Here is a 23967-nt window from a genome sequence, read left to right as displayed (position 1 = left end):
GCTCAGGCAATAAAAAACCCAGGAGGGAAGAGAAGGTCTCCTGGGCCTGGTTCCGTGTGTGCCCTCGAGCCCTGCCAGTTAAACGGTGTCCCTCTGATTAGTTCTGAGGCTCTGCTGAGAGTTTCTAAGCACGGCACAAGCACTAAGCCTTGTTCTTCTTGAGCTTCTCGAAGGCAGCCATCACGTTTGCCCTGACTACCGCTTGAGACTCTCCCGTGTTCTGCATCCGTCGATCGACGAGCTTTTCTACAAGCTTCTGAATGGAGTCCATTCAGCGGTGAACCAGGAACGCCAGGACGTAGCCGATCACCAGACCTTTGCCAAAGGTGATCCAGAGCATTTGGTATTTGCTCAAACCAAAGCGTTGCCTGATCCGTTTGATGCACGTCTTGTGCCAAATCAGGGGAGTGAAGGTCTGCTGCGCCTTCTTGGCCTTTTTGGATTTCTTGCCCATACATCCATCCTGCCCTCAACCAGCCTTAGAAGCCCAGCCCATCCATTGACCACATCATTCGACTTGGGCATGTTGACCCTGAGTCATCTCAGTTGATGATCAGCCACTTTCTAAAAGCTCTGCCTTTTGCAATCCTCGTTGGGGTCTTCTTCGGCGTTAAAGCACGCATGGGCCGCAATGACGAAGGCACCTTTTGGATCTACTCCTGCAGCTGCCATGCTGGAGCGTCTGTCGGTTCTGAAGGGTTCAAGCGTTGGGTATGGAGTCAAGAGCCAGACCCTCTTATTGGCAGTGAGGCCGCCTTTGGGAACAAGGCAATGGGATGCAAATAACGATCAGCCCAGGTTGATGACCAGAGCTTGCAACCCACCATGTCGTGGCAGGACTGATCAACGCCATAGATGGAGTGCTAGGAGGCCAGCGTAAGAACGCGCATTAAAAAACCCCAGTCAAAGACTGGGCTCTTTTTGAATGGAGCCAAGGAGACTCGAACTCCTGACCCCCTGCATGCCATGCAGGCAGTGCTTTCCGCGAGAACGCCTGAGACAGCAAGAAAAACCTGTTGCCGCAAATGGACTTTGAAGGAATTGAGTCTAAGCCGCCTACCCCAGGACGCACCAGCACGGAACAAAATGCCCTAGAAAATGCCCCAAGCTAGGGCGCAGTTCCGACACCCTGCTTTTGATGTATGTGTTCAGTGCCGAAGACCACCTGGATCGATGACACCCGAACGATGCTTCGGCGTGAGCACGGCAAAGAGTGGCGGCTGGAAGAACAGTCGGAACGCGTCAGGTTGGTGCGTGTTCTCCCAGGCCTAGGGAAGCAAGCAGTCACGACTCAGTTGCCGTGGCGATCCAGCAGCCAAACCAAACTTTTGGCGCTCGTCATCGAGCTGCGCCAACGCATGGATGACCTTGCTCCCTGGCTGAGGCTTACGACTTACTAGCGGTTGTCCCCGAAGCCGTTCCAGGTCAGTTGGATTGGGATGAAATCGCCGCGCGGTACGAGCAATTCCGATTGAACAGTGGCTGCAAGCAAACCACTTACGACAGAGATGAGCGATACAAGATCACCAATGCCCTGAAGCTGCTTGGCAAGCCAAAGCGAGCGCCAAAGGATGGAAGAGCGCTACTTGCGGTGTAAGCAGTGGAGCATCTGGCAAATCTTGCTCCTGGTGGCTCTGGCCGTAAGCGGCATCTTTCTGACGTTGCCCGCCTACTGACCTTTGCCGTCAAACGATATGGCGCAGATCAGCAGTGGTTGCCGACAGACAAAGAAGAGATGGCTCTACTGGTGGGACAACGAGAAGACCCCAACGCCGACACCGTTCCAATCAAGCCAGAACAGCTGCATGGACTGCTGCTGTCCTTGGACGAAAACCCCGAGTTGCGACTAGCCGTCGCCCTTGTGGGTCTCTATGGATTGCGACCATCAGAGCTCATGGCTCTCAAGGTTGAAGACGGTGAGCTGAAGGCAGGCAACGTCAAACGGAACAAGCAGATGGCCAAGAACCCAAAGAAGCCGCGATTGCTCCAACCGTTGGATCTGCAAGAGCTTCCCGGCGAAGGAGCTCGCTGCTTGCAGCTTTACGCCTCTGGCTTGATCAAGCTTCCAACGGCCATCGCCAACGCCAAAGACTTCAAAACTTGTGGCGCAGCTTTTCGTCAGTACCTGGATCGACATCCCTACTGGCAATCACTCCAGGGGGAAACCAACGGGTTAGTGCCGTACTCACTTCGCCACGGGTATGCCTGGCGGGGAGCCAAGTACTACACACGTGCCGTTCCAGTGAGAGACCTAGCCAGCCTGATGGGACACGACGTCAAAACCCATCAGAAGCACTACGGCCAATGGACAACTGACGAGGACACCAAGGAGTCAGTACGGCGAGCTGTTGGCGACCTGGCGAGGGCGAGCTGATTGCAGATTGAAAGAGATGCTCAAAATCTCATTGCTATCTAGGTTCAAGTCAATGAGGGGTCGATGTGAGTTGGAGTACTCCTGCTTGAGTTGGGAAAAGCGATAAGAATGCAGCGAACTGATCCAGCGGAAGGCTGTAGCGGTCACCAGGCGCGACAAGAAGCGAGGTGGCGAATACAGCGTCAAGAAAGCAATAGAGGCCATCGACCAGGCATTTCATCGCTGCACCGGCTTTGATCCCTACGACGGTTCCAAGCTCAATCCAAAACTGATTGGCGAGTACGACAACAAGGCAAGGGCAAAAGGGGCTGCCTACAAAAAAGAGATGGCGATGCTGCCGACCATTGATCACGTCAAAGCCGAGCCAGTTGCTGACTTTGAAATCGTCAGTTGGCAGACCAATGACGCCAAGGGGGACATGCCTCCTGATGAGTTCATCGCCTACTGCCGCCGAGTTGTTCAGATCGCAGATCAGCATTGACTTACAGCAACCCCGCTGAGATGAAGTGCTTCTCGACCTAGGCAAGCCCTGCATCGTCGAGGTCCTCAGCCAATGTTTCGTGCTTGCACGGAAGACTGATCTCAGATCTGCTCGTTGTTCCTCGGATTTGCACGCAGTCCACCAAAGGAAACCGGCGGCACCGCGGCGGCGTGACCCCTGTGACCAACATCACACGAGCGGATAACTGGCGTCATCAGTTGAGTCGTTGATTGCGGAGATGGTGCATGCATCGAAAGGGAACAACCCTCCATGGCACGTTGCTTTGTTTTGTCACTGTTGTTGCCCTGGTTGATGGGCGGATCTGCCTTCGCCAAGCCTCAGCCGAATGGACCGCAACTCAGTGCCAAGCAGACCATCCTTGAGGCGAATCGCCACCTGATTGCCGATGGGTGGCGTCCCGCCCCAGAAACATTGCCAACGCCTGAGGCGCGGGGCTGGGCATCTGTTGGGTTAACAAGCCTCTCGACCTGTTCCGGCACGGGCGTTGGTCTTTGCCGTTTTGATTACCGCCGTGGTCTGCAGCGACTGTCGGTGGTGACGGTGCCAGATGACCCGGGCTGTCCTCGCGTTAAGAGCTGGTGGTGATCCTTCGCCTTGCTGCCAAACACCACCCCACTCGAGATACACACCTGTACTCAAAAAAGGCATGTCTGTTGATCACAAGAGTGGCGTTTCAACGCCACAGACGGATCCGATCTTTCTGCACGTCAAAGCAGGAATGACAGTAATCGTTGAAGACGGAAGCGACTGGAGGATGGTGGACGTGCTCTGGGTCGATGGAGGCGCCAGAAACCCCAAGGTTCCAACGTTGTTTCAGGTGGCTGACGTCGACACGGGCGTCATCAACTGGGTCAACGCCGATCTGGTGACTCACATCTGCCCCAGGGTCTGAACTGCCGCCCTGATGCCTTCGCATCATGCTGAATACAGCCAGGCCAACTCAATGAGCAAAGCCAGAGACCTGATCAACGCCCACCTGTATCCGGTGTTAGCCACCTTCGCGGTGATCTACGGAGCCATTCAGATCGCCCCCATCGCGCAGCAGGCACGGAACTTCAATACCTGCGTTCAGCAAGGTGTGGAGAGGAACAGAAAGGACTCCAAGGATCCCAATACCCCTCAGCTTCGAGCACTCAGCGTTGCCTTCTGCAACGGCGAAGGGAGAGCCCCAAGACCCCCACTCCCCCAAGTTGAAGGGGACGTGTTCTTCTGATCTTCAACGGTGGTTCTTGGTGATCCGCATTTGCCCAAGGGTCTGACCGACATCTCTATTGGGGTAACCAGCACGACATCGTTTTCGTACTTGGCGTCCCAAAGTCCTGCGCAATTCGGACGCTTTCTGATGGCCCGCTTCATGATCCATTGGTGCGCCCCAGATCCCACCAACGAGAAGTACACGCAGGCGATCGTTGACTACATCAAAGGCGGAAAGCCTATGGATGAGTACGCGGGCTTCAAGGTGTTGGCACGTCAGATCCACCCTCACCTCGGTGGTGGCTGTCTTTTGGTGGAGGCCGACAACCTCGTAACAGTCCAAAAGCACACTTACCCCTGGACCAAGGGTCTCGGCGTTACCGCGACGATCACTCCTGGTCTCAGCGATGAGGAGTATGTCGAGCTTGAAGAGAGCATGAGCAGCTGACCTGGGACTTCAGCTAAGAAGCGACGGCTACCAATCGTCTCCAAGGACTGAATTGAGTCGATAGGGTTCGCGGACTCTTAGGTCCATCTCTCATGAACCGTCATCCGAACATTGCTTTCTTCGGCGGCACCGTGGTCATCGCGATCATGGTTATGGCTGCCTTCGCCAACGTCGCCAACGCTGGGGGCTGCTCCTACAGCAAGTCCAAGTCAGCCGAAGCAACCACTGAAGAAGTCAAAGACACAGCTGATAAAAAAGCTGAAGTCGAAGCCTGATCAGCAATGGAGCTTCTTGGCTTTCTGCTGGGCGCCATTGCGATTGCCTTAGTCATCGCAAAGGTGATCTTCAGCAGTAAGGCGAAGACGCTTGCATCCACAGACCCGCCGAAAGACAAGGGCAAGGACGACGGCTGATTCATCGACATGCCAACCGCAGGAGGCACGCTATTGCGCTTCCTCCTCGGTCAGCAGTTGAGGTTCAAACATCATCGGTTGTCCTTGCTCCAGCTGGGCCAGAGCAACAAGGCAGCACCCTCCAAAGGGCTTAACGGCTCCTAAGGAAGGGAGGCTACTGAGGCCGCGAGAAGAACTCTGTCCTTCCCGAGCGATGCGGCATCGGTGATTACAAGTTCGCTGCGCTACTTTGTTTCTCCACGAACGCACCAACTTTCTTCGGAATTCCGTTGCACAGAACGGTGCCTCCCGCGATCGCTCACGCAGGAGACAGGGGTTCTGCCAGCTATCGGATCGCTCTTCCGAAGCCGACGCGTGTGGATGAACTCCCCATTTCCGCGCACACTAAATATGGGGGTATCCAGCGTGTTCCGCAACGCGTCTTTTGGTCATTTTTTGATTCCAGAAAATGCCCCGTGAAGTCTTGTGAAGTCGGTAGATACGACACCAAACGCAGTACTCTCATACGTCAGATCAGTGTTTGTGACTGACTTCTCATAAGTTTGGATGATGTGGGTCATGGGTTGTGGTCATCAGTATCTCCAGACAGCGACTGGCTTCCATCCGCGCCATGAGGTTTGTAGAGGCCTAAGGCATTTCAAACACATTGTTATGACTGGGTTCTAGCGGAGTAGTACGACAGGGTTCTACGACAGTAAAACGACAGCAGAACTGCAGAAGGGGGGATGGGGAGTTTGCTCAGTGATGTGTATGTAATTAGGGCTCGGAAATTTCTGTTGGAATTTCTGATGCGATGCAACCTCAGGCAGAAACAACTGCAACAGGGGCTGCATATGAATAGGCGATGCAAGCTTTGGTCACCAACGTGGCGACCTTAGGCTGCAGCAGGACAGGGGAAGTACCAAGCCTGCAGCTTCACGATGACGGCACCGCCAGCTGCCTGACGATCAAAACCAAGCTGTCCCTGCCGGAAGAGCGCACCTTTTTTGCCTGCCCAGGGGAGTGGATTGAACGTTGGGATCTACATAACGTCGACATCCCAGGAGGTGTCCGCTGGCAATCGCCTCAAAGCTGGGACGCTAAGCGGAGTGAAAATTGGGTCGCAGCATGGCTGCAGTGGAGATGCAGGTCAGCCTTCAAGACCGTTTCTGACGAACTCACGCCCGGCTTCGACCTCTACTCTTCGCCAACGCTGGGCAATGCGCTCCATCGAGGCGAACATCAACCAATCCCTTTGTGCTCAAGCGATGGGTCACACCCTCAAAGAGCATTAGCAGACCTACCAACGTGAGATGAAGGGGAACACCCTGAGAGCTGCCATGGCGAAGCTCACCTCACCACGTAGCTCCGCAGCACCTCGAAAATCGAACGCTTAAGGATCCGTTCCTGGACCCTCCGCCTATTCTTGCGCTAATACAGCTGTACTATCAATGGTAGATGTTGATGGATCATGTAAGCGCCGTTGCAGCGCCCAAGTCGGATCCCGTTTTCCTGCATGTCAAACCAGGCGATGCCGTGATCATTTCCGACACGGATGGAGCCTGGCGTATGGCTGATGTGATCTGGGTGGATGGCGGTGCCAGAAACCCAAAGGCTCCAACGTTGTTCCAGGTGGCTGACGTCGATACAGGCGTAATCAACTGGGTCAACGCTGACCTTGTGACTCACATCTGTCCGAGGGTCTGAGCGGTCAGGGGTTCCTGACTCTAAGTATTTCTGCTCACTGGTCGTCTGCCGTGCGCTCCTTAGGGTTCCGACTTACTCAGATCCGTAGCCTCCTTTCGACAGCGCTAGGCCCTGCGCCCGCTGTTGGAAACGCCACTCGATGACTGACCCCTCTCTCGACATCTCCGCCGCACTGCGTGAAGCGCAGCTGCAGCGTCTCGAGGCCTCCCTGGCTTCAAAGTCAGTGGTCAAGTACCAACCTCAAGTCGAGGCACCCAAAGACAAGGACGAGCAAGTTCGCGACTGACCGTTAATAGTCGCTCTCCAACCCCTTGGTCAGCACGGCATATTGAGGACATCCAGCTTCGGCTGATGTTCTCTGAATACTTGTTGTGGAGGCGCTTGTCTCGATAGCTCTGGGCGTTTTGCTCGCCTGGTTCACCACCCGGCTGATCATTTGGTTTTTCAGCCCTGCACGGTATGAGCGTGATGTCAGCTCAGAAGACTGAACCTCGTATCAAATGACTCGATCAGGTTCTGAGAACGCCGTTAGCTTCACCGGCATGAAACACCTGAACACGGCTGACTTCAGTGCTTCGTACGGCATCTTGCGCGTCCGTGCCGCTGTGGCGATCGCCGCGATCATGGCTGTGCTGGTTTTCGTTGGCGGCGCCAACGCTCACCACAACGGTGAGACCGAGGTTCCTCAGAAGACTGAAATCGAGACCTGAGCTGCTGCCATCCCTGGCGCATGAGAAAGCTTCTGCTCCTCCTGCCGCTGATCGCTCTACTGACTGCCTGCCAGAACCCGTTAGAGATGGATTACTGCCTTCGCTGGATAGCGGTTGGCAACAAGGTCGAAGCGGAGACCAAAACAGCACTCGGCCTAGGCGAAACCGACGACCTAGAGGCGTTTTGCAAGAAATACGAGGACAGCGCTCCGAGCAGTGGAATGTTTTTTTGACGTCGATCACGCTGGGCGTTCCACCAAAGGCTCGTCAGTCGGAATCACGACTGATGGCAGCAACAACTCCCGTTCCAGCCGTGGGTAGCGCTTCCGCTGGGCTGAGCACATAGGCCCTGGCTCAGGCAGGTCGACGTGCCACCCGGCTGCAAGACGGTCGTCGGCCTCATTAAACGTCACTGATATGCACCAGCAGTGGGACATGACCCAGTTGCGGCGAAGTCGGCTAGCAATTAGATCAAGGAATCTTAAGCTCCAATTGAGTCATCAATTTCGCGTCAAATGCCAGTCGCAAACGCGAGTGCATTCGGCCATGCACTAAGCAGCGACATAACAAACGACAATCATCTCCAAAGCTTTTAACATTCATTAGTCATGACTATTACTAGCTCGCTGCCATTTTTCCGCTCCCCAGGAACAGCTTGATAACTCAATTTGCTCAGGCTTGCTAGGTTTTTCTACCGATAGCAATAACTGGTCAGCAACAGCCTGGGAATGATGCAACGATTCAAACCAAGCGAGAATAGAGACATAGATGAGCAAAGAAATGAAATTCATTTAACCAGAAGATATCAACAAATTAAGCATCAGCCTTTTCGTATTGTATGGATATGATTTGGATCTCAGCAGCCTGTGTTCAAGATCACAGGTGTTGCATTAGTAACCGCGATCGTTGGGATGGTATTCAGTAAATACTTGCCGGTCGTATGACTGATTTGCGCCAGGCAAACGGTCGCAACACGCATTACGGACTGCTCCTGATCCGAGAGGCGACACCAAAACCAAGTCCCTAGACAGTGACTGTCTTGCTGTCCTCGAGGGACTGCAGTGTCTGCCGGATCTCTTGCAGCTGCCGCCGCTGCTCAGCCTCCAAGACGTTCTCACGCAGGATCTTGAAGCTCTCGCTGATGGCCTGGGTTCTGGCGTAGGCCTTCACATTGGGATCCAGCGCGATCTGGATCAGCTCATCCGCAAGACGTGGCGCTGCTGATGTCAGCAGATTGTTGGCGACATTGAGATTCTCGCGAACCAGTGATTCGATGAACTCTTCAGCCCTGCGGTCTCGATACCACTTGCGTAGGCAGGGGGCTTTGATGCCGACAGCAGCTGCCGCATCAACCCAGGTGGAGCCATTGGCGCAAAGCGTCAGCGCCTTGATGATGTGCGGCGGCATTGCGTCATAGCGGTTGATTTTGTGGTTACTCATCACACTCCAGCGATTAAACCTTTGGCTTTCAGCTGCTTCCATTTGCGCAGCCTTCGCCTGTCACTCATCCCAGGAGCCCCGCGGTCCCTAAGTTCTTCTGGCGCGATGCCTTCTATCGTCGAACATTGATATTCAAGGCGAGCAAATTTATCGGCTCGATGATAGTTTTGTCCGAATAGCTGCTTTCCCAAAAGATTGCAACAGGGCATAACGAGCCATTCGTAAATTGTCAGGTTCCAAGCCATCAGCAAAGACTTCTTTATTAAATACTACCAGTGTTTTATCTAGCAGCTGTGCTACATTAGGCCTATCGAGAATTAGTGCCGTTTCAGAAGGTTCCCTAGGGGTTGCTGATAACATCAGAAATCCGAACCTTACCCCCCTAAGTAATCAGCAAATCTGATAGCAGCAAGTTTCATCTAATAGGCAAATAGCATAAGAAATAGTTAGCAAAGATCATTGGCCGCTAGTAATAGCCAGGCAGGAACTCCGCGTAAAATGTCAATAAGACGCGGTGGCAGACCAGCACTGCGTTCTTGGCTAATTAAAACTAAAAAAATGAAGTCCAATCGACACGGGCAGTCGCGTGTGTTGAGCACCGACGAGCTCGATTTATTGATTTCAAAGCTGCCTGAGCAGCATCACAAGATCGTTGCCGAGATTTGTCGCCGTACTGGCTGCCGTATTGGTGAGGCAACGCAGCTCACCTGGGGGATGGTTTCGGAATCTGCCGTTACGTTCCAGAAAGGAATCACCAAAGGAAAGCTGGCGAGTCGGTCGGTGCCAGTTACGCCAGCGTTGTGGGAAGCCCTGCGCTCCTGGAGAGGTGCTTGGGTGGTGCGGCAGGGTCGTGAACCTGCGGCTGGTGACCATCTCGTGCCAGGCAGATTTGCAGGTTCTTGCCTGAGTACGCGCAGCTTTATGGATGCCCTTGAAAGGGCCGCGGCTGAATCGGGCCTAGAAGGCGTTTCTAGCCACTCTTTTCGGCGTTCGGCTTTAACTTCGGCGCACAATGCTGGCGTGCCGTTGAGGGTGCTTATGGCCCTGTCTGGGCACAAATCGATGTCAGCCCTGCAGCGTTATCTCGAAGTGACGCCTGCTCAACGTGAAGCTGCCGCTGCTGCCTTTGCTTGAGCCCCTTTACCCAACTACACAAATAGGTGTAGTTGGGTGACGCTTTCACGTGTAAATTTCTGCCGGTTTTTAGTTTCTGCACATGTAATTGCTCAATCTCAATGTCTTTTGTATCTTCACAAGACCAAAAGCGCACAAATGCTCAACTTGAACATTTGGCGCGTGAGGCTGAGATTGAAACCAATAGAAGACGTCTAGAGATTGTGGAACTAAGACGTCTTGAACGCTGGCAGTTCAAGGGAGATGCTTCTGACTCGCGATAGCGACCAATTCACTGCAATGGGCAGAGTTTGCCGATGGGTTGGCCGGTGTCGCCTTCTGGGCGCTCGCCTTCGCAGCTGAATACAAGCCAAGGCTCGAAAACTGCAACGCCATCTGGTGGTGATGGTGTTTCTTCGCCTTGGTACTTGTTTGTCACCATCCAAATCGGTGGTCGTGTTTTCTCCAGATGCACTTGTTGTGCTTTGCGCAGCAATCGCGCCAGTTCGCGTAAATTGTCCATGTTTATGTGAGCCCTGCTGCTCTTGTTCTACCGGCAGTAAACGCTCCAGCTGGACTTTTCCCTGTGGAGATACGCGGCTTGGACAACGCGAATTTTCAGGGCAAGTGGTTCGAGCGGCATCCTCCATGCCCAATCCCGTTTGGCTTATCGGTTATCTGGTCGGTCATCTGGCACAGGTGGCACAGGTGATTTGCCCATCAGTGCGGCAGCGTCAGCTGTTTCTCTTGGGGGTGACTCTTTTTAAAAGAATCACTAGTGCCTTGTGCCAAATCGCTCGAACCCGCTGCCGCTGCTGCGGTTTGAGCTGACACAGGGTTAACTCACTGTCCTGTGCCACTTGTGTCGGGGGGATGCCACCATCGACGACGTATTTCTGTGGGCCCCAATTTTTTCCGTTGAGGGTGTTTGTCCTTCACGCAACCCAGTCGACGCAGGATTCGGCCAGCCTCCACACTTTCTTTCTGGGTTACAGGGGGGAAACGCGACTCCCATCCCCAACCTTGCTGTTTCTCCAAGCCAAGTAGGTAGAGACATTGCTCAGTGGTGAAAAGTCTTCCGCAGATAGCTGTCTCAAGCCAATCGACGATGTAATCCTCCCAAGGGTGTTTCAACTCAAAGCCGAGGTTGCGACGATTGGATTCAGCCTAGTGCTCTTGCGATAAGCGCGGCTCTTCACCGTCGCGGTATGCAAGAACAGCACCCTTCCAGATCGCATCACGGTTAGCCCGCAGACGATCCAAATCAATCACGAAGCCATCGTCGGCATTGTGCGGAAGCTCGACGACCCAAAACCGAGAGGCACCCGTTTCATCACGCAGGAAATCATCTCGATTACTGGTGCCGACAAAAATGCTCTGACGGGCGAACGTGTCATGTGCGCGCCCGTACGGAACACGAATGTTGTCTTTCGGAGAGGAGAGGTCGTTCTTCAAGGCACCTGCCTCCTTCTTGCTGGTGATGCTGTCCAACTCGGCCAGCTCATAAATCCAGCAACCGTGAATAGCAAGGAGAAAATCCTCGTGCTTGTCCTGCGCTGTATCGGTCAACCACGCAGGACTGGCAAGAACTCTGAGGCTGGTTGACATTTCCAATGTCCTGCCCGCCTTTAAAGACGAGACAAGTGCGGAACATGCAGCCAGGTTCATAGGCCCGCTTAACCGCGCCAATCACCTTTTTACGGATCATGGCGTCGTACAGCGGATCTTTGGTGTACCAGAACAGAGCTCCCAACTGGTCGAGTTCGGCGGGAACGATGTTGTCGTCAGAGGCAACACGATCCAGATACTCAACGACGGGATGAAAGGAATGCGCCATTGCTGTGGCTTTGGCGGCATCAATCGCCTTCTCTTTGGAGATGGTGAAACCGCGTTGAGACAGATGGCAGTACAAGTTCTCCAGCTCAAAGACTGGAATCGGCTTGCCATCAAGCTCGATCTTTTTTGAGAGCAGGTTGAACCGCCAACGATTGCCGAGCTGTCTACTCAGCAGGTTGACCAAATCACCAACCTCAAGACGGAACCGGTCTTCTTGCTTTTCGTCGATCCACCCCAGCAGGAGTTGGTCAACGGGTACCAGGTCAGTTGCCATTGGCCCGCCCCCGCAGCATGGATTTGACCTGCTGGTAACGACTGGATTTGTCCTTCACAAACGTGAGGAACTCACCCCAACCACTGGAACTGACACAACTAAACGCCCACTGAGTACCGGGAGCTAGTTCACCCGGTTCAAGGTTTGAAGGTGGGCTAAAGGTCTGACCTAAGAAACAGCGCAGTGTTTGACCATCACTGTGGATCTGGCAAAGAGGGTTGTCGTCAGGGCCCCGGCCACAGATAGGGCAATGTTCAAGCCGTTGCCAATTCCCACTGGCGAAGCGACTGGTGCTGACAGTTTTGTCTGCTCCTGCAGCTGGGTGTGGGTAGTCACGCGCCAACGTAAGGACGTGACCCCACCATTCCGCTGGCGGTGCTGACAACGCTTCAGGTCCAGACCCATTGGGCCAAAAATAATGTCCACCGCTTGCTGGGTGAGCACCCGCAACGATGACTTGGCGTCCTGGGTGGCAGAAGATTTCTTCCGCCTCACCTTTCACAACAAAAGTCATCTCCTCGTAGGGGTAACGCTCAGTACTTGGTCGCTTAGTCCGATGGGTATTGGTGATCTGACCGTTAGGAAGCTGCGCTAACTGCTCTTTGCTGGGCAAGAAAAGCAGCTTGAAGCGGTTTTTATCGGTGGTCCTGTTGATGCGCCAAGTGTTGACGTCATCAGGATCCCGCCCGTCAAGGACCGCATGATTCACAGCGGTGGCGCCGTCAAAGTCAAAGCACAACAGCGGCTGGGTGATGACACCAATTGACTTCGCGCGAGGGAACTGTTCGATCAGTTCTTTGATAGTGAAGCCAGGGTGTTTACTCCACTCGCTGATGAGCGGAGCTTTGCCTTCTTTGCCGCCACCGGTAGGAATAAAGCGAACAAGGTTTTCGAGCGGCTTAAGCCGTTCAATCTCGGCAAGGAACCGAGAAGCGTTTATAGCTGTGTGAGCCATTAAAATGCAGGTGTAAAGAATAAGAAAGCTGCGGGGCTTTACGTTCAAAGAGAGGTCACCGTTGTGAGCAGTGGCCTTCTTTTATGAGCAGTGTTCGGAGTAACCCTGTGCTGTTGCCCACTGCTCCAGGGCAAAGCGAAGAACCGTCGACTCACTAACACCCTCAACGAGTGCTGAGGTCTTCACGAACGATACAATCGGCTCAGGAAAGCGTGCGTGTAGCACGCCATTCAATGGGCCATTGTGTTTCTCGTGCTTAGCGAATATCTGGATCGACATCTTTTGCGCGACAGAAGAAACTGTTACACAAATAATAGCCGGCGATGCAGAAACCACCATGATTATTTCCCCGCTATTTGATATCTATTGTGCTTCAATAGTCATTTTCCGGGCACAAACACCACGCCGGTGGAACGCTTCGCGCACCGCCTGAACGTTCCAGGTGATCGCACTATTCAGCGTTGGGCCGTACGCCCAATGAACAGTGGCGTCGAGAAAGCCACCACATACGTCGCGTTGTGCTCTCAGGTGCTTCGGCGAGCAACCCAAGGCTTCTGCTGCTTTTGGTGTGGGCAACCAATTGGTTGCTTTAACTGGACTGGACACGAGGACCTCCTCTTAAGGGAAGCCACTTCGTCGGTACTAACGGCCTTTAGTGGGGCTGCTCTTGCGGTTTCCGCGTCCGAGGTGACACTCGCCTCCTACAGGAAACCTGGAGGCCGTGGCACCCCCTAGATCACCCAGAGACGACGAAGGTGGAGCCCACGATCGCCGAAATCGACTGCATCAGCTGAAAAACGCCCTTAAGAGACTTGAGACTGGGTGGCGCGACAAACCCCAGACACAAGAAAACCCAGTCAGAAACTGGGCTTCAGAAAATGGAGCCAAGGAGACTCGAACTCCTGACCCCCTGCATGCCATGCAGAAGACTTTAAGATTGAGACTTCCCGAAAACACTAGAGAAACCCGTTGCTGTCACAAGTCTTGTATAGCTCAATCGTCTCAAGCTTACGACCAGTCATGACTGTTCAGGAACAAATCCCCCTAGACATTCCCCTAAACTAGGGGGAACAGTTGACCACCTGCACAGCAAGCAGGAGTTCATGCCGAAGACTGATTGGACAACTGACGTTCGTTCCGTGCTCCGGCGTGAGCATGGAAAGGGTTGGCTGATCGAGCAACAGTCCGGTCGCATCAAAATCTGCCGTGCTGTTCCTGGTCAGCGAAGACAGGCAATAACTACAAATCTGAATTGGGCACCCAGCTCAGCAACCAAGCTCACATCTCTGGTTGGCGAAATTCGCGACCGGATGGAGTCGTTGAACCTTGGCCTGGCTGAGGCGTACAACCTCCTGGTTGATGTTCCAGAGACCACTTCTCAAGGACAGTTGGATTGGGTTGAGGTTGCCAAGCGCTACGAGCAATGGCGCATCAGCGGTGTCCCGACTCAAAGCACTTACGACAGGGATGAACGCCCCCACATCAACAACGCTCTGAAGTTGTTGTCGTTCCCGAAGCGAGCGCCACATGATGGCCGCTCTCTCATGACGGGTTACGCGCTCAAATTCTTTGCCAACTGCGCTCCTGGTGGTTCAGGCCGTAAACGACACCTGCTGTCAGTTGAACGATTCCTCGGTTTTGCGGTCAAGCGTTGCGGCGCAGCACAACAATGGTTGCCGCCAGAAAAAGCAGACATTGATGAGCTGATCGGCAGCCGTGAGCTTCCTGTTGAAAAAACAGTACCGATCAAGCCAGAGCAGCTTCATTCGCTGCTGGTGTCCTTGGACAGCAAACCAGAGGTGCGCTTAGCCGTTGCACTGGTTGGGTTGTACGGACTCAGACCCTCTGAACTGCAAACGCTGTCGTTTGAAGACGGTGATCTTTACGTTGCTCCAACCAAACGCAACAAGGCCACAGCAAAGACACCACGCAAACCAAGGTTGGCGCTGCCGTTGGATTTGGTTGAACTACCTGGTGAAGGGGCCAGGTGCGTTCAGTTGTGGGAGTCGGGATTGGTCAAACTCCCCGCTTCCATCGTCAACGCCAAAGGCTTCAAAGCAGCCGGTAATGCGTTTGCAACGTGTCTTGCTCATCATGACTACTGGAACTCTCTGAAGGCCAATACAGAGGGTCTGGTGCCGTATTCACTGCGTCACGGTTACGCGTGGCGAGCGGTCAAATACGAGCATTACGACAAGGCCTTTCCGCTACGAGATCTCTGTGACCTCATGGGTCATGACAGCAGGACTCATCTCAAGCACTACGGCGCTTGGACTAGCGACAAAGACAAGAAAGATTCAGTCCGCGGAGCCGTTAGCGATCTTCTCTCGCCAATCGGGACCTAGCTCTGATGCGAGGTCGTTCTCAAGGGATTTCAAGTAGCGCTTTCTTTGTCCCGACTCCCAACCTCCAAAGACTGGGATTTTTCTGGTGTTCTGACTCATGCATGCACCATACAAAAAACTCTTTACGTTGCTTAATGCGGATTTCCGAAGGCCTTTGTTGTGTCAGTCTCCACTCAAAATCTGATCGTCTTCTTCTGTTGCTTCGGCGTGGCTCTCGTAGCCGTGAACATCTACAGATTCTCGCTGCCGACTAACGACTGAGTAATCGACTTACCAGCCAGCACGATTTCTTGCCTCAACCTCTTCAATATCGTGGCAAGAAACGGTCATTTAGAAAAACTAGGCAACTTGCTGATCTTCAGAGAAATCAAGCTCCTGCTGAAGTATCTCTATTTTACGCAAAAGGGGTGCACAATGTAGACAGGTACTTGGGTCTGGAGGAAGAAACTCCTCTCGATAAAGCATCAATCGATAGATCTCGATCTGTTCTTGCAGATACCAGTTCACAACAAATAGGGCATGATGCTGAGATTGTGGCGACTTCCGCTGGTGTCTGCGGCATTAGAACCGAACAAGAACCGAACAATGTCCAAGACTCAACAATAAAAACCGTATTCAGTTACACGTCTATCGGTGCACCTGCCTCAAGCCTCTCCAGTTGCTGCTTCAACTCAGCCATCTGCTCTTGTTGCGATTGGTCGATCAGATGTGTTGCAACCGTCTGGAACACCAGAGCCATCGCGTTAACCCGCGAATACGGCTTGTTCCGGCTGTCCATGGCTAGCGAGATCAATTCCTTCGCCAATAGTGGTGTTGCATCAACCAGCGTTGCTGTGGCGCCAGCGAGCTTGTCGCGCACCATCTCGTTCAACGTGTCGCGAACGATGGCGTGCTTGCGCCATTCCCTCAATGAGGTGACAGCAACCCCAGCAATCTCAGCCGATTGCTTCCAAGAGTTACCAGCAGCACGAGCTTCCAACGCAATCATCACTGGCGCTGGAATGCCTTCGCTGTCCAAGACCAGCTCTCGTGTTGGTCGTCCTATTGGCGCTGGTTGTTCTGTCATTCCTGCACTGCCCCGCCATAACGCCTGCGATTTGCAGCGATCTGATCTGGCGTTAATGGGTTGTTCAACATGCGCGCCAGAAGACTTTGCTCACAGAAAGCCGCGTTACGAGCCCTCGACTCCTCAAAGATCTGACGCGACGCCAACGTTTGATCGGCAATGCGCTGATCCGTCTGGATCTGTTGAAGCCGCTCACAGTATTGAGCTTGCTCTTCAAGACCAGAAGCACGAAGCGCAGCAGCGTCGCCAGGATGCAATTATCCTGAGTTCAAACGCACAGACACATCAGCGGGCAGCCGCACCTGATTCGACCCAGCAAACAAAGCTGTGTAAAACTGAGGATGCGTTGCTTGCATCGCCATCTGAGCAGTCATCGTCAACTCACTCAGACTCCGTGGCACCGGGGGACAAGGAATACCCTTCATCTCCTTTTCCCACCAGTTGGCGAAGGCGACTTCGTTGCTCATCTGTACCTCAAGAAGTTGGATTTGGGTGGACGGCGCATGTGCAGTTCTTTTATCCCTGGGCAACGTTGGTCTCTCAGCTGCTCGGGGGTCTTACCAGTCATCTTGTATTGCTTAAAAGCCCAAAGAGACCAGGCTTCAGCTTGACGACCGCTGTATGGGAAAAGCATCTCAGCAGCACGATTGCAGCGGCCCAGAAGACCCCAATCTTCCTTGCTGAGTTGCCAATCGCTGTCCAAGAACAGTAACAAGAACTTACCCCTATTTTACGCTCTTTTATGTCATCATGTCAGTGGTGTTAGCGTGCGGTCGCACCAGTTGCTAGCCATGGTCAATGAGCCCCTTCAGCCGTGGCTTCAACTCCCCTCTTAAAGTACTACTTGACGATTACTAACTCCCGTATGTATGTTGTCTAAGTAAGTTCTCCGCGCGACGATTACATAAGCAAAAGTTGCAACTCTACCCCCACTAATTTGCCTTACCGATATTCAGATCTCATATGATAAGTATTACGAAACAACAGAACATAAAATAGTTAGATGTCTCATCATGATTGCGATCTCCGATAAAAAATACTGTCAGTGATTCAGGTGTAGTTGCTGTTCAAGTACAGATCTCTTCCTCTACGGTAAGGAAGAGGATATCGCAATCTGTGACTGGCCTCAACCGCACCTTAAAAATTACAAATGAAGATCAATCGCTTCAACCGAGCGAGGGTCTTGACCACTTCTGAGCTTGATGCGTTGCACGCTCATCTGTCTGGTCCGCATGCTGTCTTGGCTTCTCTGCTCAGACGCACTGGCTCCAGAGTTTCAGAAGGTTTACCTCAAGTGGAAGTACGTCACACCCAGCTCGATTGTTCTGATCGCACCAACGACAAAAGGTAAAACCAAGACGCGAGCAATCCCACTTCACCCGTTGCTTGCCGAAGAGCTTGATGCTTGGAAGCTTGTTGTCAATCCAGATAACAATCCAGAGCAATGGGTATTTCCAGGTCGTCATGCTTCAACGCATCTGACGCGACGTGGGTTTGACCATACGCTGCGACGGGCTGTCGAAGAACTTGGATTGCAGGGAACTTCAACTCATGGCTTCAGACGCAGCTTCCTGACCAGTTGCAGTCAGAACGGTGTGCCGCTGCGGAATATCCAATCAATCTCCGGACATTCCAATCTTCAGGTTTTGGCAAATTACATTGAAGTCTCTGACTCCGATAAGAGCGCTTGCGTTCTTGCCGGTGCATGAATGGCTTCTATGAATGGGCGCATAGATCACACAATCTGTGGCTTGCTCTGGTTAAGGTCGTTATCTCAGGCGTCGTACCAATGCCAGAAACCACCAAGAAGGACGAAGAGTCTGAAGCCAAAGCTCAACTTGAGCGCTTGGTGAAAGACGGTGATCAGATCGCTAATAAGCTTCCACCCTTTACGCCCCAACGGCGTAGAGGCGGAGCGCTTAGCGACTAATCACGGCGCTCGATCATGATTTGCAGCTGCCAAGGCTTTGGGTCTGGCGGTACGTCACCCTCGTGCCAGAGAGCAACGCTGATGAACGGTGCTTCGGCTCGCTGCCTCAATGCTTGAACGCGAGCCTTGAGGCGGTCTAGTTCACGTGAAGAGGGCATCAGGTTTTTTCCCTGGTGAATTCGGGGCTTTAACGATGCGAAAAAATCGTGTCAGGAACTGGGTTTTGGTCATGCACCTTCCCAGCCATAGCCGTCGTAATCGGTGTCATCTTCGACATCGTGTCCGCTACCCAAGAACAGCGCCTCAGGTGCCTCAGGTGTTTTTCCCAACAGTGCGTCAGCAGTCAACTGCTCCTCTTCTTGTCCCTGCTCTTTTTCAATAAAAGAACTAGAGACATGAGGCGGATCACTGACTTCGCTTCCGCCTGTTGGGGTTTGACCCGCCTCAGGTAGTGATGCAGGTGTTTAGGCGCTTGAGGCGTCAACACGACGCCACATGCGTCTCTTCTTTTTCCCATTGACTCGGCGTTGGTGTTTGTCCTTCTCGTATCCCAAACGGCGAAGGATCTTGCCTGCCTCCACGCTGTCCTTTTGAGACGCGGGAGGAAAGCGAGTTTGCGTGGCTGGGGCTGAATAGCCCAACTCCAAACAACTGGAGAGATAGAGGCATTGCTCAGTGGTGAAAGCTTCCGGCGTTCCCGGCTTCTCAAGCCACTCAACGATGAAGTCCTCAAACGGGTGATCGACCTCAAACCCGAGGTTGCGCCGGTTGGATTCCGCCTGTTGCTCAATCGTCAACAGCGGTAACTCACCCGCCCGGTGTGCAAGAACAGCAGCTTTCCAGATCGCGTCAGGGTCTTGCCGTACGCGGTCATGGTTAATGCAGAAACCTTTGTCGGCGTTGTGAGGCAACTCAACAACCCACCATCGACATGCACCGGTTTCATCGCGAAGGAAGTCATCACGATTGCTCGTACCGATGAAGATGCTTCGCCGTTTGTGCGCTTCCATTCTTCTGCCATAAGGCGGACGGAAGTTGTCCTTAGGCGATGAGATCAGATTCTTGAGCTTGCCCGCTTACTTCTTGGAAACAATGGAATCAAGCTCGGCCAACTCATAAAGCCACCCGCTGTGTATGGCCTGCAAGAAGTCCTTGTCGTTGTCTTGGCTGGTGTCACACACCCAATCAGGACTGGCAAGGTTTCTCACCACTGAACTCTTGCCTATGTCTTGACCGCCCTTCAAAACGAGAGCGGTCTTGAACATGCACCCAGGGTTGAAACCGCGGGCAACAGCGCCAATTAGCGTTGCTTTCAGCATTGCGTCGTAAAGATCGTCCTTGGTGTCCAAGTACGTCGTTGCGATCTTGCTGAGATCAGCGGGCTCGATGCTTTCATCAGCCGCAATCCGATCCAAATACTCTTGGACCGGGTTGAAAGCGTTGTTGTAAGCAGCCGCCAGCGCACCATCAATGGCTGCGCTCTTTGCTACCTGCCAACCCCTCAGCGAGAGGGTAACCCATAGGAGATCAATCTCCTTATCTGGGACAGGAACACCATCCAGCTCAATCAACGTGGTGAGCTGGTTGAACCGCCATGTGGTTTTAAACGCCTTGAAGAAGAGGACAGTTACGTCACCAACGTTCAAGGTGCTGCGCTGTTTGCCCTTCTTACTGTCGATCCAACCCTCAGGGATCTTCTCTGTTTCAACAACAGCGAGTTGGTTGTCAGACATTGCGATGGCTCCAGCTTTGGAGCTTTTGCAGCGGTGACGGCGTGTCCTTCACGAAGGTCAAAAACTCACCCCAACCACTGGAACTGACACGGCTAAACGCCCAATCAGTACCGGGCACCAGCTCACCAGGTTCAAGGTTTGTTGGCGGGCTAAACGTCTGACCTAAGAAGCAACGCAGCGTTTCACCATCGCGGTGAAGCTGACAGAGCGGGTTGTCATCAGGACCACGGCCACAGATTGGGCAATGTTCAATCCGTTGCCAGTCACGACTAGAGAAGCGGCTGGCGCTGACAGTTTTTGTTTGCACCGGCTGCTGGTCGTGGATAGTCCCGCGACAACTCAAGAACGTGAGACCACCATTCTTCTGGTGGTGCACACAGTGCTTCAGGCCCAAACCCAACAGGCCAGAAATAATGTCCACCGCTTGAAGGGTGCTCACCAGCAACGATGACTTGGCGACCGGGATGGCAGAAGACTTCTTCCGCCTCACCTTTGGCAACGACAGCGCCCTTTTCGTAAGGGGGACGACGAACGCTGCTGGGTGGCCGTGTTTTAAAGCTGTGAGTGATCTGACCGTTAGGAAGCTGCGCCAACTGCTTCTTGCTGGGCAGGAACAGCAGCTTGTAGCGGTTTGGATCGGTGGTTCTGTTGATGCGCCAGGTGTTGACGTAATCAGGATCGCGGTCGTTTAAGACTGCATGCTGAGTAGCCGTCTCACCATCGAAGTCGAAGCACAGCAAAGGCTGTGTGATGACACCAACGGACTTTGTTTGAGGGAACTGTTCTAGCAGTTCTTGAACAGTGAATTCGGGGTGTTTACTCCACCCGCTGATGTACGGAGCTTTGCCGTCCTTACCGGCACCAGTTGGAATAAAGCGGACAAGATTTTCGAGCGGCTTCAACCGTTCAAAAGTGTCCACTGAAAGTGAACTACCAGGCAGCAGTACCATAATGATGATGACTCAATTCGGGGTCGGGTTTGCAGTGGTCGAGTTAGCGGCTCGGCCTTTTTACTTTTCTCCGGCGCACAATGTGCTGGAGAATTGTTCTTTCTTCAGAGCAGCGAGAACTTCTTTTATTTTCGCTCTTTGTTGAGCCAAAAGTTCACTGTCCTTGGATAGATTCCAGTGCGGATCGTCTACAATCCGCGTACCTTCGTAGATTGACTGCAAACGCTTTCGAGCCTTATTAGGAGCTAAAGCGTCCATCTCGACTACGTTTTCATCATCCACGCTGTAGCAGAAATCACTCAACCAGTTTGCTGTTCTTGGATCGCTGGGTTTCGCAGCCTTTACCCCCACAGAGTGTCGGAGCCGGGCCATATCGTCCTGTGTGACAAGGATTCGTCGAAAACGAATCTGATAGTCAGCCCCGCTGAGTAGATCATTTAGACCTTTCTCAGCAGCACGGGGCCAATCACAACCGCTTGGATCCCAGTCAGCACAGACGAGCACATCAACATGCTGTTTCAGCGATTTGATGTGTTCGGCCAGTGCTTGCAGATTTGAAACCGAGGAGTAACCCTTCCAGGCCCATACATCAACGCCGTACGTTGCAGCGTGCTGTTCATAAACAGGGATCTGTCCCTCTTTTTCCAACAGCACCAGGGGCCGCACTTGGTAGCCAGCCCAAACGTCGTGCACATAAATCAACGGAGCATCCTGAGCAAACTGCTCTGGACTTGACCAGCGATTGCGTGCCCGCGCTGAGTAACCAGGATCAACAACAGCATCAGTCGCGATAACACCAACCTTCCTTAGATGTTTGAGCCTGGCCTGCACCAGAACGTAATTTCGTTTGCTGCCGCCACTGTCCTTGGATAGGAACGGCAGCTTTTCAGAAAGTACGCACTGGTAATAAACGCCACGCACCGTGATCGGTGCTTGCTCCTTAACGATGCGGATGATTTCTTCCTTGACCTGCCGGTCTTGAACAGTGGTGAGCTTGTAGGCGTTGAAGTTGGTCATGCCTCACCCCGTGCCTGAAGGCCACGACGGTGAAATGCAGAACGACAATTCTCAACGTCCCAGGTGATCGCAGCAGTAACGCTGGTACCAAGGTTGTAGTGAACGCCTGCTTCTAAAAATCCACCGTAAATATCGCGTTGTCGTTTCAGGTGCTCAGGAGAGCAACCCAGCGCTTCAGATGCTGGGAGTGTCGGTAACCATTGGGCGCTCATCAGAGGAGTTGGGGATAAACCCCTCCTCAATCAGAAGTTGCAGCAACCATCCACCAAAGCCACAGGCCTTAGCGGACTCGATGCTTCTTATGTCGTGCATGAGATGAGCATCGCCACGGGCTAGCTCAAGCGCAGCACGCTATCCATCTGGAGTACGTGGAAATGACTTCCACACCAGCTCACCATCGAACATGAACATGAACATGAACATGAAGGCTAGCTCATGTTCTGAATCGAGCTGACGCTTAGGCAGGGTTATTGGACAGCCACTTTTGGTGGTTCCAATCCGATTAGCGTTCAGTTGGGTGAAACGACGGTTCTGCTTCTTCACGATTGAAGAGGAGCGTGATCAGAACCAATTCCTTTTCCCATCCCCAACCGCCAAAGCAGTCAGTCCGACCTCAACACGGTTGAGGCGCAACCACGTGCTGGGTACCCAGGGAGCGTGGCGCGTTCAAAGTTTTGGATGAGTTGAACGTAATGGAACCCCCTTGTTGGGTCAACTCATAACTGCTCATGACACGCCACCTGTGGTGTCCGTGAACAGCGAAAACTTTCCCCCTAGCACTAGGGGAAATTGGCCGCAGACAAGAGCAAAGCGGGACAGCTTGGGATCAAATCCCCCTAGAAATCCCCCTAAGACAGCTCTCAAGGAAATTGAGACGCTGAATCAGACACTAAAAAACCCTTCCAGTGGAAGGGATTTGAAGAATGGAGCCAAGGAGACTCGAACTCCTGACCCCCTGCATGCCATGCAGGTGCTCTACCAGCTGAGCTATGGCCCCATATCGACGTGGAGGCTTCAGAGCCGCCGCTGTCGTGTCAAATCTTACACCGCGGGAGCCTCAGACCTGCCGCCACACGGCAACCAAGCGACCCTGCACATCCACCTGTTCGGCGGCGAGCTCAATCGGTTGATAGGCGGGGTTGGCAGCTTCGAGAACCACCGTCGCCCCATGGCGATGGAAATGCTTGAGCGTGGTGCCACTGCCGGCCACCAGAGCACTCACCACCGTGCCGTTGCGCAGCCGCTGCGGATCCTGCACCGGCTCCATCAACACCACATCACCATCGGCGATGTGGGAGTCGACCATCGAGTCACCGTTCACCGTCAGGGCAAACAGGCCACGGGTCTCCAGCACCGGCGCCAGATCGAGATGCTCCTGAACATCATCGAAAGCCGTCACAAGGCCACCGGCGGCAACGGCGCCCAGCACGGGGATCCCGGCAGCACCCACCATGTCGCCCAAGAGCTGCAAGGTGCGCGCCTGGCCTTCCTGCCAGGTGATCCATCCCTTCTGCTGAAGATGGCGCAACCGGCTCTGGATCGGCGCAGGAGAGCGCAGTCCCATCGCCTGCATCATCTGGCGAATCGAGGGACTGTGGCGATGGGTGCCGATATAGTCCGCTATCCAGTCGTACAGCTCTTGCTGAGCAGTGGTGAGGGGCTCTTGGGGGGCACGGGTCACCGCAAGAATAGGTTCAGGCAATACATTTGTACCGCTCCTTGCCGTATGCTGCAAGCGAAGGCTCAATTCATACCAGCTTCCACACCGCAGCCTCGGGAATGCTCGGCGCCAGGTTCAGGTCTTTGGGCTCCTTGAACACCACACGCCATTCCGGAACCCGGCAGGAGACATAGCCAGGATGCTCAATCAGCAGCCCCGGCTGCTCGGTTGTGCTGGCCACCCAGCCCGACATCCAGTGCCCCTCCTCCGAGAGGCCACCTTTGAACCAAACCCAGCAGCGTTCCTTGCGCATCGCGATGC

General features: G+C 53.5%; 30 protein-coding genes, 3 tRNA genes and 1 pseudogene. 16 read left to right on the top strand and 18 right to left on the bottom strand.

Annotated elements, in window-relative coordinates:
- The first annotated feature begins 202 nt into the window (after window positions 1-202).
- Complete coding sequence (locus tag SYNCC9605_RS14555; protein ID WP_156782996.1) at window positions 203-550, top strand: hypothetical protein; 348 nt, start codon at window positions 203-205, stop codon at window positions 548-550.
- 376 nt (window positions 551-926) lie between these two features.
- Here SYNCC9605_RS14555 and SYNCC9605_RS04820 read toward each other — a convergent pair.
- Window positions 927-1029: transfer RNA gene (locus tag SYNCC9605_RS04820), tRNA-OTHER, on the bottom strand.
- Window positions 1030-1151: 122 nt separating this feature from the next.
- Between SYNCC9605_RS04820 and SYNCC9605_RS04815 the strand changes: the two genes are divergently transcribed.
- Complete coding sequence (locus tag SYNCC9605_RS04815) at window positions 1152-1400, top strand: hypothetical protein (RefSeq protein ID WP_156782995.1); 249 nt, start codon at window positions 1152-1154, stop codon at window positions 1398-1400.
- Between the two features lie 314 nt (window positions 1401-1714).
- Window positions 1715-2374, top strand: coding sequence for a tyrosine-type recombinase/integrase (locus SYNCC9605_RS04810; RefSeq protein WP_156782994.1), 660 nt, complete (start codon window positions 1715-1717; stop codon window positions 2372-2374).
- A 49-nt stretch (window positions 2375-2423) separates the two neighbouring features.
- Here the strand turns inward: SYNCC9605_RS04810 and SYNCC9605_RS04805 are convergent, their stop codons facing one another.
- Window positions 2424-2852, bottom strand: coding sequence for a hypothetical protein (locus tag SYNCC9605_RS04805; RefSeq protein WP_041434532.1), 429 nt, complete (start codon window positions 2850-2852; stop codon window positions 2424-2426).
- Window positions 2853-3125: 273 nt separating this feature from the next.
- Here SYNCC9605_RS04805 and SYNCC9605_RS04800 point away from each other — a divergent pair, with 273 nt between their 5' ends.
- The 10 genes from SYNCC9605_RS04800 to SYNCC9605_RS04770 all read left to right on the top strand — a co-directional run bounded on the left by SYNCC9605_RS04800 (window position 3126) and on the right by SYNCC9605_RS04770 (window position 7560).
- Window positions 3126-3461 carry a hypothetical protein gene (locus SYNCC9605_RS04800; RefSeq protein WP_011363939.1) on the top strand — a complete coding sequence of 112 codons (336 nt, stop codon included), beginning with the start codon at window positions 3126-3128 and terminating at the stop codon, window positions 3459-3461.
- 61 nt (window positions 3462-3522) lie between these two features.
- A complete protein-coding gene (locus SYNCC9605_RS04795; protein ID WP_011363938.1) occupies window positions 3523-3768 on the top strand; it encodes a DUF3104 domain-containing protein in 246 nt (81 codons plus the stop codon).
- 12 nt (window positions 3769-3780) lie between these two features.
- Window positions 3781-4089 carry a hypothetical protein gene (locus SYNCC9605_RS04790; protein WP_011363937.1) on the top strand — a complete coding sequence of 103 codons (309 nt, stop codon included), beginning with the start codon at window positions 3781-3783 and terminating at the stop codon, window positions 4087-4089.
- A 129-nt stretch (window positions 4090-4218) separates the two neighbouring features.
- Window positions 4219-4518, top strand: a complete 300-nt coding sequence (locus tag SYNCC9605_RS04785) for a DUF3303 domain-containing protein (protein WP_156782993.1) — start codon at window positions 4219-4221, stop codon at window positions 4516-4518.
- Window positions 4519-4610: 92 nt separating this feature from the next.
- On the top strand, window positions 4611-4793 hold the full coding sequence (locus SYNCC9605_RS04780) for a hypothetical protein (RefSeq protein WP_041434529.1): 183 nt from the start codon (window positions 4611-4613) through the stop codon (window positions 4791-4793).
- A gap of 6 nt (window positions 4794-4799) precedes the next feature.
- Window positions 4800-4931 carry a hypothetical protein gene (locus tag SYNCC9605_RS15370; RefSeq protein ID WP_257929948.1) on the top strand — a complete coding sequence of 44 codons (132 nt, stop codon included), beginning with the start codon at window positions 4800-4802 and terminating at the stop codon, window positions 4929-4931.
- A gap of 1437 nt (window positions 4932-6368) precedes the next feature.
- Window positions 6369-6617, top strand: coding sequence for a DUF3104 domain-containing protein (locus SYNCC9605_RS04775; RefSeq protein ID WP_011363933.1), 249 nt, complete (start codon window positions 6369-6371; stop codon window positions 6615-6617).
- 139 nt (window positions 6618-6756) lie between these two features.
- Entirely contained in the window at window positions 6757-6903 is a 147-nt protein-coding gene (locus SYNCC9605_RS15060) for a hypothetical protein (protein WP_198002476.1), read from the top strand.
- A gap of 214 nt (window positions 6904-7117) precedes the next feature.
- On the top strand, window positions 7118-7327 hold the full coding sequence (locus SYNCC9605_RS14285; protein ID WP_083757061.1) for a hypothetical protein: 210 nt from the start codon (window positions 7118-7120) through the stop codon (window positions 7325-7327).
- Between the two features lie 20 nt (window positions 7328-7347).
- A complete protein-coding gene (locus tag SYNCC9605_RS04770) occupies window positions 7348-7560 on the top strand; it encodes a hypothetical protein (protein WP_041434527.1) in 213 nt (70 codons plus the stop codon).
- Window positions 7561-7566: 6 nt separating this feature from the next.
- On the opposite strand, the gene SYNCC9605_RS14550 is transcribed toward SYNCC9605_RS04770, so the two are convergent.
- Both SYNCC9605_RS14550 and SYNCC9605_RS04765 read right to left on the bottom strand, forming a co-directional pair.
- Window positions 7567-7764 carry a hypothetical protein gene (locus tag SYNCC9605_RS14550; RefSeq protein WP_156782992.1) on the bottom strand — a complete coding sequence of 66 codons (198 nt, stop codon included), beginning with the start codon at window positions 7762-7764 and terminating at the stop codon, window positions 7567-7569.
- Between the two features lie 586 nt (window positions 7765-8350).
- A complete protein-coding gene (locus SYNCC9605_RS04765; protein ID WP_011363931.1) occupies window positions 8351-8767 on the bottom strand; it encodes a hypothetical protein in 417 nt (138 codons plus the stop codon).
- Between the two features lie 588 nt (window positions 8768-9355).
- Here SYNCC9605_RS04765 and SYNCC9605_RS04760 point away from each other — a divergent pair.
- Window positions 9356-9901 carry a tyrosine-type recombinase/integrase gene (locus SYNCC9605_RS04760; RefSeq protein ID WP_257929996.1) on the top strand — a complete coding sequence of 182 codons (546 nt, stop codon included), beginning with the start codon at window positions 9356-9358 and terminating at the stop codon, window positions 9899-9901.
- A gap of 271 nt (window positions 9902-10172) precedes the next feature.
- Here SYNCC9605_RS04760 and SYNCC9605_RS04755 read toward each other — a convergent pair whose 3' ends face one another.
- The 5 genes from SYNCC9605_RS04755 to SYNCC9605_RS14540 form a co-directional block, all read right to left on the bottom strand.
- Window positions 10173-10403, bottom strand: coding sequence for a hypothetical protein (locus tag SYNCC9605_RS04755; RefSeq protein WP_041434525.1), 231 nt, complete (start codon window positions 10401-10403; stop codon window positions 10173-10175).
- Between the two features lie 644 nt (window positions 10404-11047).
- Window positions 11048-11488, bottom strand: coding sequence for a VapE domain-containing protein (locus SYNCC9605_RS04750; protein ID WP_071813012.1), 441 nt, complete (start codon window positions 11486-11488; stop codon window positions 11048-11050).
- Window positions 11382-11990 (bottom strand): VapE domain-containing protein, encoded by a 609-nt coding sequence (locus SYNCC9605_RS15055; protein WP_041434521.1) that lies wholly within the window; start codon window positions 11988-11990, stop codon window positions 11382-11384. Before SYNCC9605_RS15055 ends, SYNCC9605_RS04750 begins: the two co-directional genes overlap by 107 nt.
- Window positions 11980-12993 carry a hypothetical protein gene (locus SYNCC9605_RS04740; RefSeq protein WP_041434519.1) on the bottom strand — a complete coding sequence of 338 codons (1014 nt, stop codon included), beginning with the start codon at window positions 12991-12993 and terminating at the stop codon, window positions 11980-11982. Before SYNCC9605_RS04740 ends, SYNCC9605_RS15055 begins: the two co-directional genes overlap by 11 nt.
- A gap of 831 nt (window positions 12994-13824) precedes the next feature.
- Window positions 13825-13893: transfer RNA gene (locus tag SYNCC9605_RS14540), tRNA-Ala, on the bottom strand.
- A 191-nt stretch (window positions 13894-14084) separates the two neighbouring features.
- Here SYNCC9605_RS14540 and SYNCC9605_RS14535 point away from each other — a divergent pair.
- Window positions 14085-15290, top strand: coding sequence for a hypothetical protein (locus tag SYNCC9605_RS14535; protein WP_041434517.1), 1206 nt, complete (start codon window positions 14085-14087; stop codon window positions 15288-15290).
- Between the two features lie 619 nt (window positions 15291-15909).
- Here the strand turns inward: SYNCC9605_RS14535 and SYNCC9605_RS04730 are convergent.
- Complete coding sequence (locus tag SYNCC9605_RS04730) at window positions 15910-16308, bottom strand: hypothetical protein (RefSeq protein WP_156782990.1); 399 nt, start codon at window positions 16306-16308, stop codon at window positions 15910-15912.
- A 1280-nt stretch (window positions 16309-17588) separates the two neighbouring features.
- On the opposite strand from SYNCC9605_RS04730, the gene SYNCC9605_RS13775 reads away from it, so the two are divergent.
- Window positions 17589-18065, top strand: coding sequence for a tyrosine-type recombinase/integrase (locus tag SYNCC9605_RS13775; RefSeq protein ID WP_257929947.1), 477 nt, complete (start codon window positions 17589-17591; stop codon window positions 18063-18065).
- Between the two features lie 217 nt (window positions 18066-18282).
- Here the strand turns inward: SYNCC9605_RS13775 and SYNCC9605_RS14530 are convergent, their stop codons facing one another.
- From SYNCC9605_RS14530 to SYNCC9605_RS04675, 8 genes and pseudogenes are all read right to left on the bottom strand, one after another.
- A complete protein-coding gene (locus SYNCC9605_RS14530; protein ID WP_156782989.1) occupies window positions 18283-18444 on the bottom strand; it encodes a hypothetical protein in 162 nt (53 codons plus the stop codon).
- Between the two features lie 306 nt (window positions 18445-18750).
- Window positions 18751-19083 carry a hypothetical protein gene (locus SYNCC9605_RS15365; protein ID WP_257930045.1) on the bottom strand — a complete coding sequence of 111 codons (333 nt, stop codon included), beginning with the start codon at window positions 19081-19083 and terminating at the stop codon, window positions 18751-18753.
- Window positions 19084-19110: 27 nt separating this feature from the next.
- A pseudogene (locus SYNCC9605_RS15780) lies at window positions 19111-20019 on the bottom strand (VapE domain-containing protein); the annotation flags it as partial.
- Between the two features lie 269 nt (window positions 20020-20288).
- Window positions 20289-20921 (bottom strand): hypothetical protein, encoded by a 633-nt coding sequence (locus SYNCC9605_RS14525; RefSeq protein ID WP_156782988.1) that lies wholly within the window; start codon window positions 20919-20921, stop codon window positions 20289-20291.
- A 108-nt stretch (window positions 20922-21029) separates the two neighbouring features.
- Window positions 21030-21986, bottom strand: coding sequence for a hypothetical protein (locus tag SYNCC9605_RS04695; RefSeq protein WP_011363917.1), 957 nt, complete (start codon window positions 21984-21986; stop codon window positions 21030-21032).
- Between the two features lie 924 nt (window positions 21987-22910).
- Window positions 22911-22983, bottom strand: a tRNA-Ala gene (locus tag SYNCC9605_RS04685).
- A gap of 60 nt (window positions 22984-23043) precedes the next feature.
- Entirely contained in the window at window positions 23044-23667 is a 624-nt protein-coding gene (gene lexA, locus SYNCC9605_RS04680) for a transcriptional repressor LexA (protein ID WP_011363915.1), read from the bottom strand.
- 67 nt (window positions 23668-23734) lie between these two features.
- On the bottom strand, window positions 23735-23959 hold the full coding sequence (locus SYNCC9605_RS04675; RefSeq protein ID WP_011363914.1) for a hypothetical protein: 225 nt from the start codon (window positions 23957-23959) through the stop codon (window positions 23735-23737).
- Window positions 23960-23967 lie beyond the last annotated feature (8 nt).

The sequence above is a fragment of the Synechococcus sp. CC9605 genome, assembly GCF_000012625.1.
In the GTDB taxonomy this organism is placed as follows: Bacteria; Cyanobacteriota; Cyanobacteriia; order PCC-6307; family Cyanobiaceae; genus Parasynechococcus.
This window is presented reverse-complemented; position numbering and strand designations above follow the sequence as displayed.

Excerpts from the sequence above, each read along its gene's own strand:
- SYNCC9605_RS14530 (WP_156782989.1), bottom strand. The coding sequence starts at position 18,444 with ATGCCCTCTTCACGTGAACTAGACCGCCTCAAGGCTCGCGTTCAAGCA.
- SYNCC9605_RS04770 (WP_041434527.1), top strand. The coding sequence starts at position 7,348 with ATGAGAAAGCTTCTGCTCCTCCTGCCGCTGATCGCTCTACTGACTGCC.
- SYNCC9605_RS04675 (WP_011363914.1), bottom strand. The coding sequence starts at position 23,959 with ATGCGCAAGGAACGCTGCTGGGTTTGGTTCAAAGGTGGCCTCTCGGAG.
- SYNCC9605_RS04800 (WP_011363939.1), top strand. The coding sequence starts at position 3,126 with ATGGCACGTTGCTTTGTTTTGTCACTGTTGTTGCCCTGGTTGATGGGC.
- SYNCC9605_RS04695 (WP_011363917.1), bottom strand. The coding sequence starts at position 21,986 with ATGACCAACTTCAACGCCTACAAGCTCACCACTGTTCAAGACCGGCAG.
- SYNCC9605_RS04795 (WP_011363938.1), top strand. The coding sequence starts at position 3,523 with ATGTCTGTTGATCACAAGAGTGGCGTTTCAACGCCACAGACGGATCCG.
- SYNCC9605_RS04805 (WP_041434532.1), bottom strand. The coding sequence starts at position 2,852 with ATGCTGATCTGCGATCTGAACAACTCGGCGGCAGTAGGCGATGAACTC.
- SYNCC9605_RS15055 (WP_041434521.1), bottom strand. The coding sequence starts at position 11,990 with ATGGCAACTGACCTGGTACCCGTTGACCAACTCCTGCTGGGGTGGATC.
- SYNCC9605_RS04785 (WP_156782993.1), top strand. The coding sequence starts at position 4,219 with ATGGCCCGCTTCATGATCCATTGGTGCGCCCCAGATCCCACCAACGAG.
- SYNCC9605_RS04780 (WP_041434529.1), top strand. The coding sequence starts at position 4,611 with ATGAACCGTCATCCGAACATTGCTTTCTTCGGCGGCACCGTGGTCATC.
- SYNCC9605_RS04750 (WP_071813012.1), bottom strand. The coding sequence starts at position 11,488 with ATGTCAACCAGCCTCAGAGTTCTTGCCAGTCCTGCGTGGTTGACCGAT.
- SYNCC9605_RS04765 (WP_011363931.1), bottom strand. The coding sequence starts at position 8,767 with ATGAGTAACCACAAAATCAACCGCTATGACGCAATGCCGCCGCACATC.
- SYNCC9605_RS13775 (WP_257929947.1), top strand. The coding sequence starts at position 17,589 with ATGCTGTCTTGGCTTCTCTGCTCAGACGCACTGGCTCCAGAGTTTCAG.
- SYNCC9605_RS04790 (WP_011363937.1), top strand. The coding sequence starts at position 3,781 with ATGCCTTCGCATCATGCTGAATACAGCCAGGCCAACTCAATGAGCAAA.
- SYNCC9605_RS04775 (WP_011363933.1), top strand. The coding sequence starts at position 6,369 with ATGTTGATGGATCATGTAAGCGCCGTTGCAGCGCCCAAGTCGGATCCC.
- SYNCC9605_RS14285 (WP_083757061.1), top strand. The coding sequence starts at position 7,118 with ATGACTCGATCAGGTTCTGAGAACGCCGTTAGCTTCACCGGCATGAAA.
- SYNCC9605_RS04755 (WP_041434525.1), bottom strand. The coding sequence starts at position 10,403 with ATGGACAATTTACGCGAACTGGCGCGATTGCTGCGCAAAGCACAACAA.
- SYNCC9605_RS15060 (WP_198002476.1), top strand. The coding sequence starts at position 6,757 with ATGACTGACCCCTCTCTCGACATCTCCGCCGCACTGCGTGAAGCGCAG.
- SYNCC9605_RS14550 (WP_156782992.1), bottom strand. The coding sequence starts at position 7,764 with ATGTCCCACTGCTGGTGCATATCAGTGACGTTTAATGAGGCCGACGAC.
- SYNCC9605_RS15370 (WP_257929948.1), top strand. The coding sequence starts at position 4,800 with ATGGAGCTTCTTGGCTTTCTGCTGGGCGCCATTGCGATTGCCTTAGTC.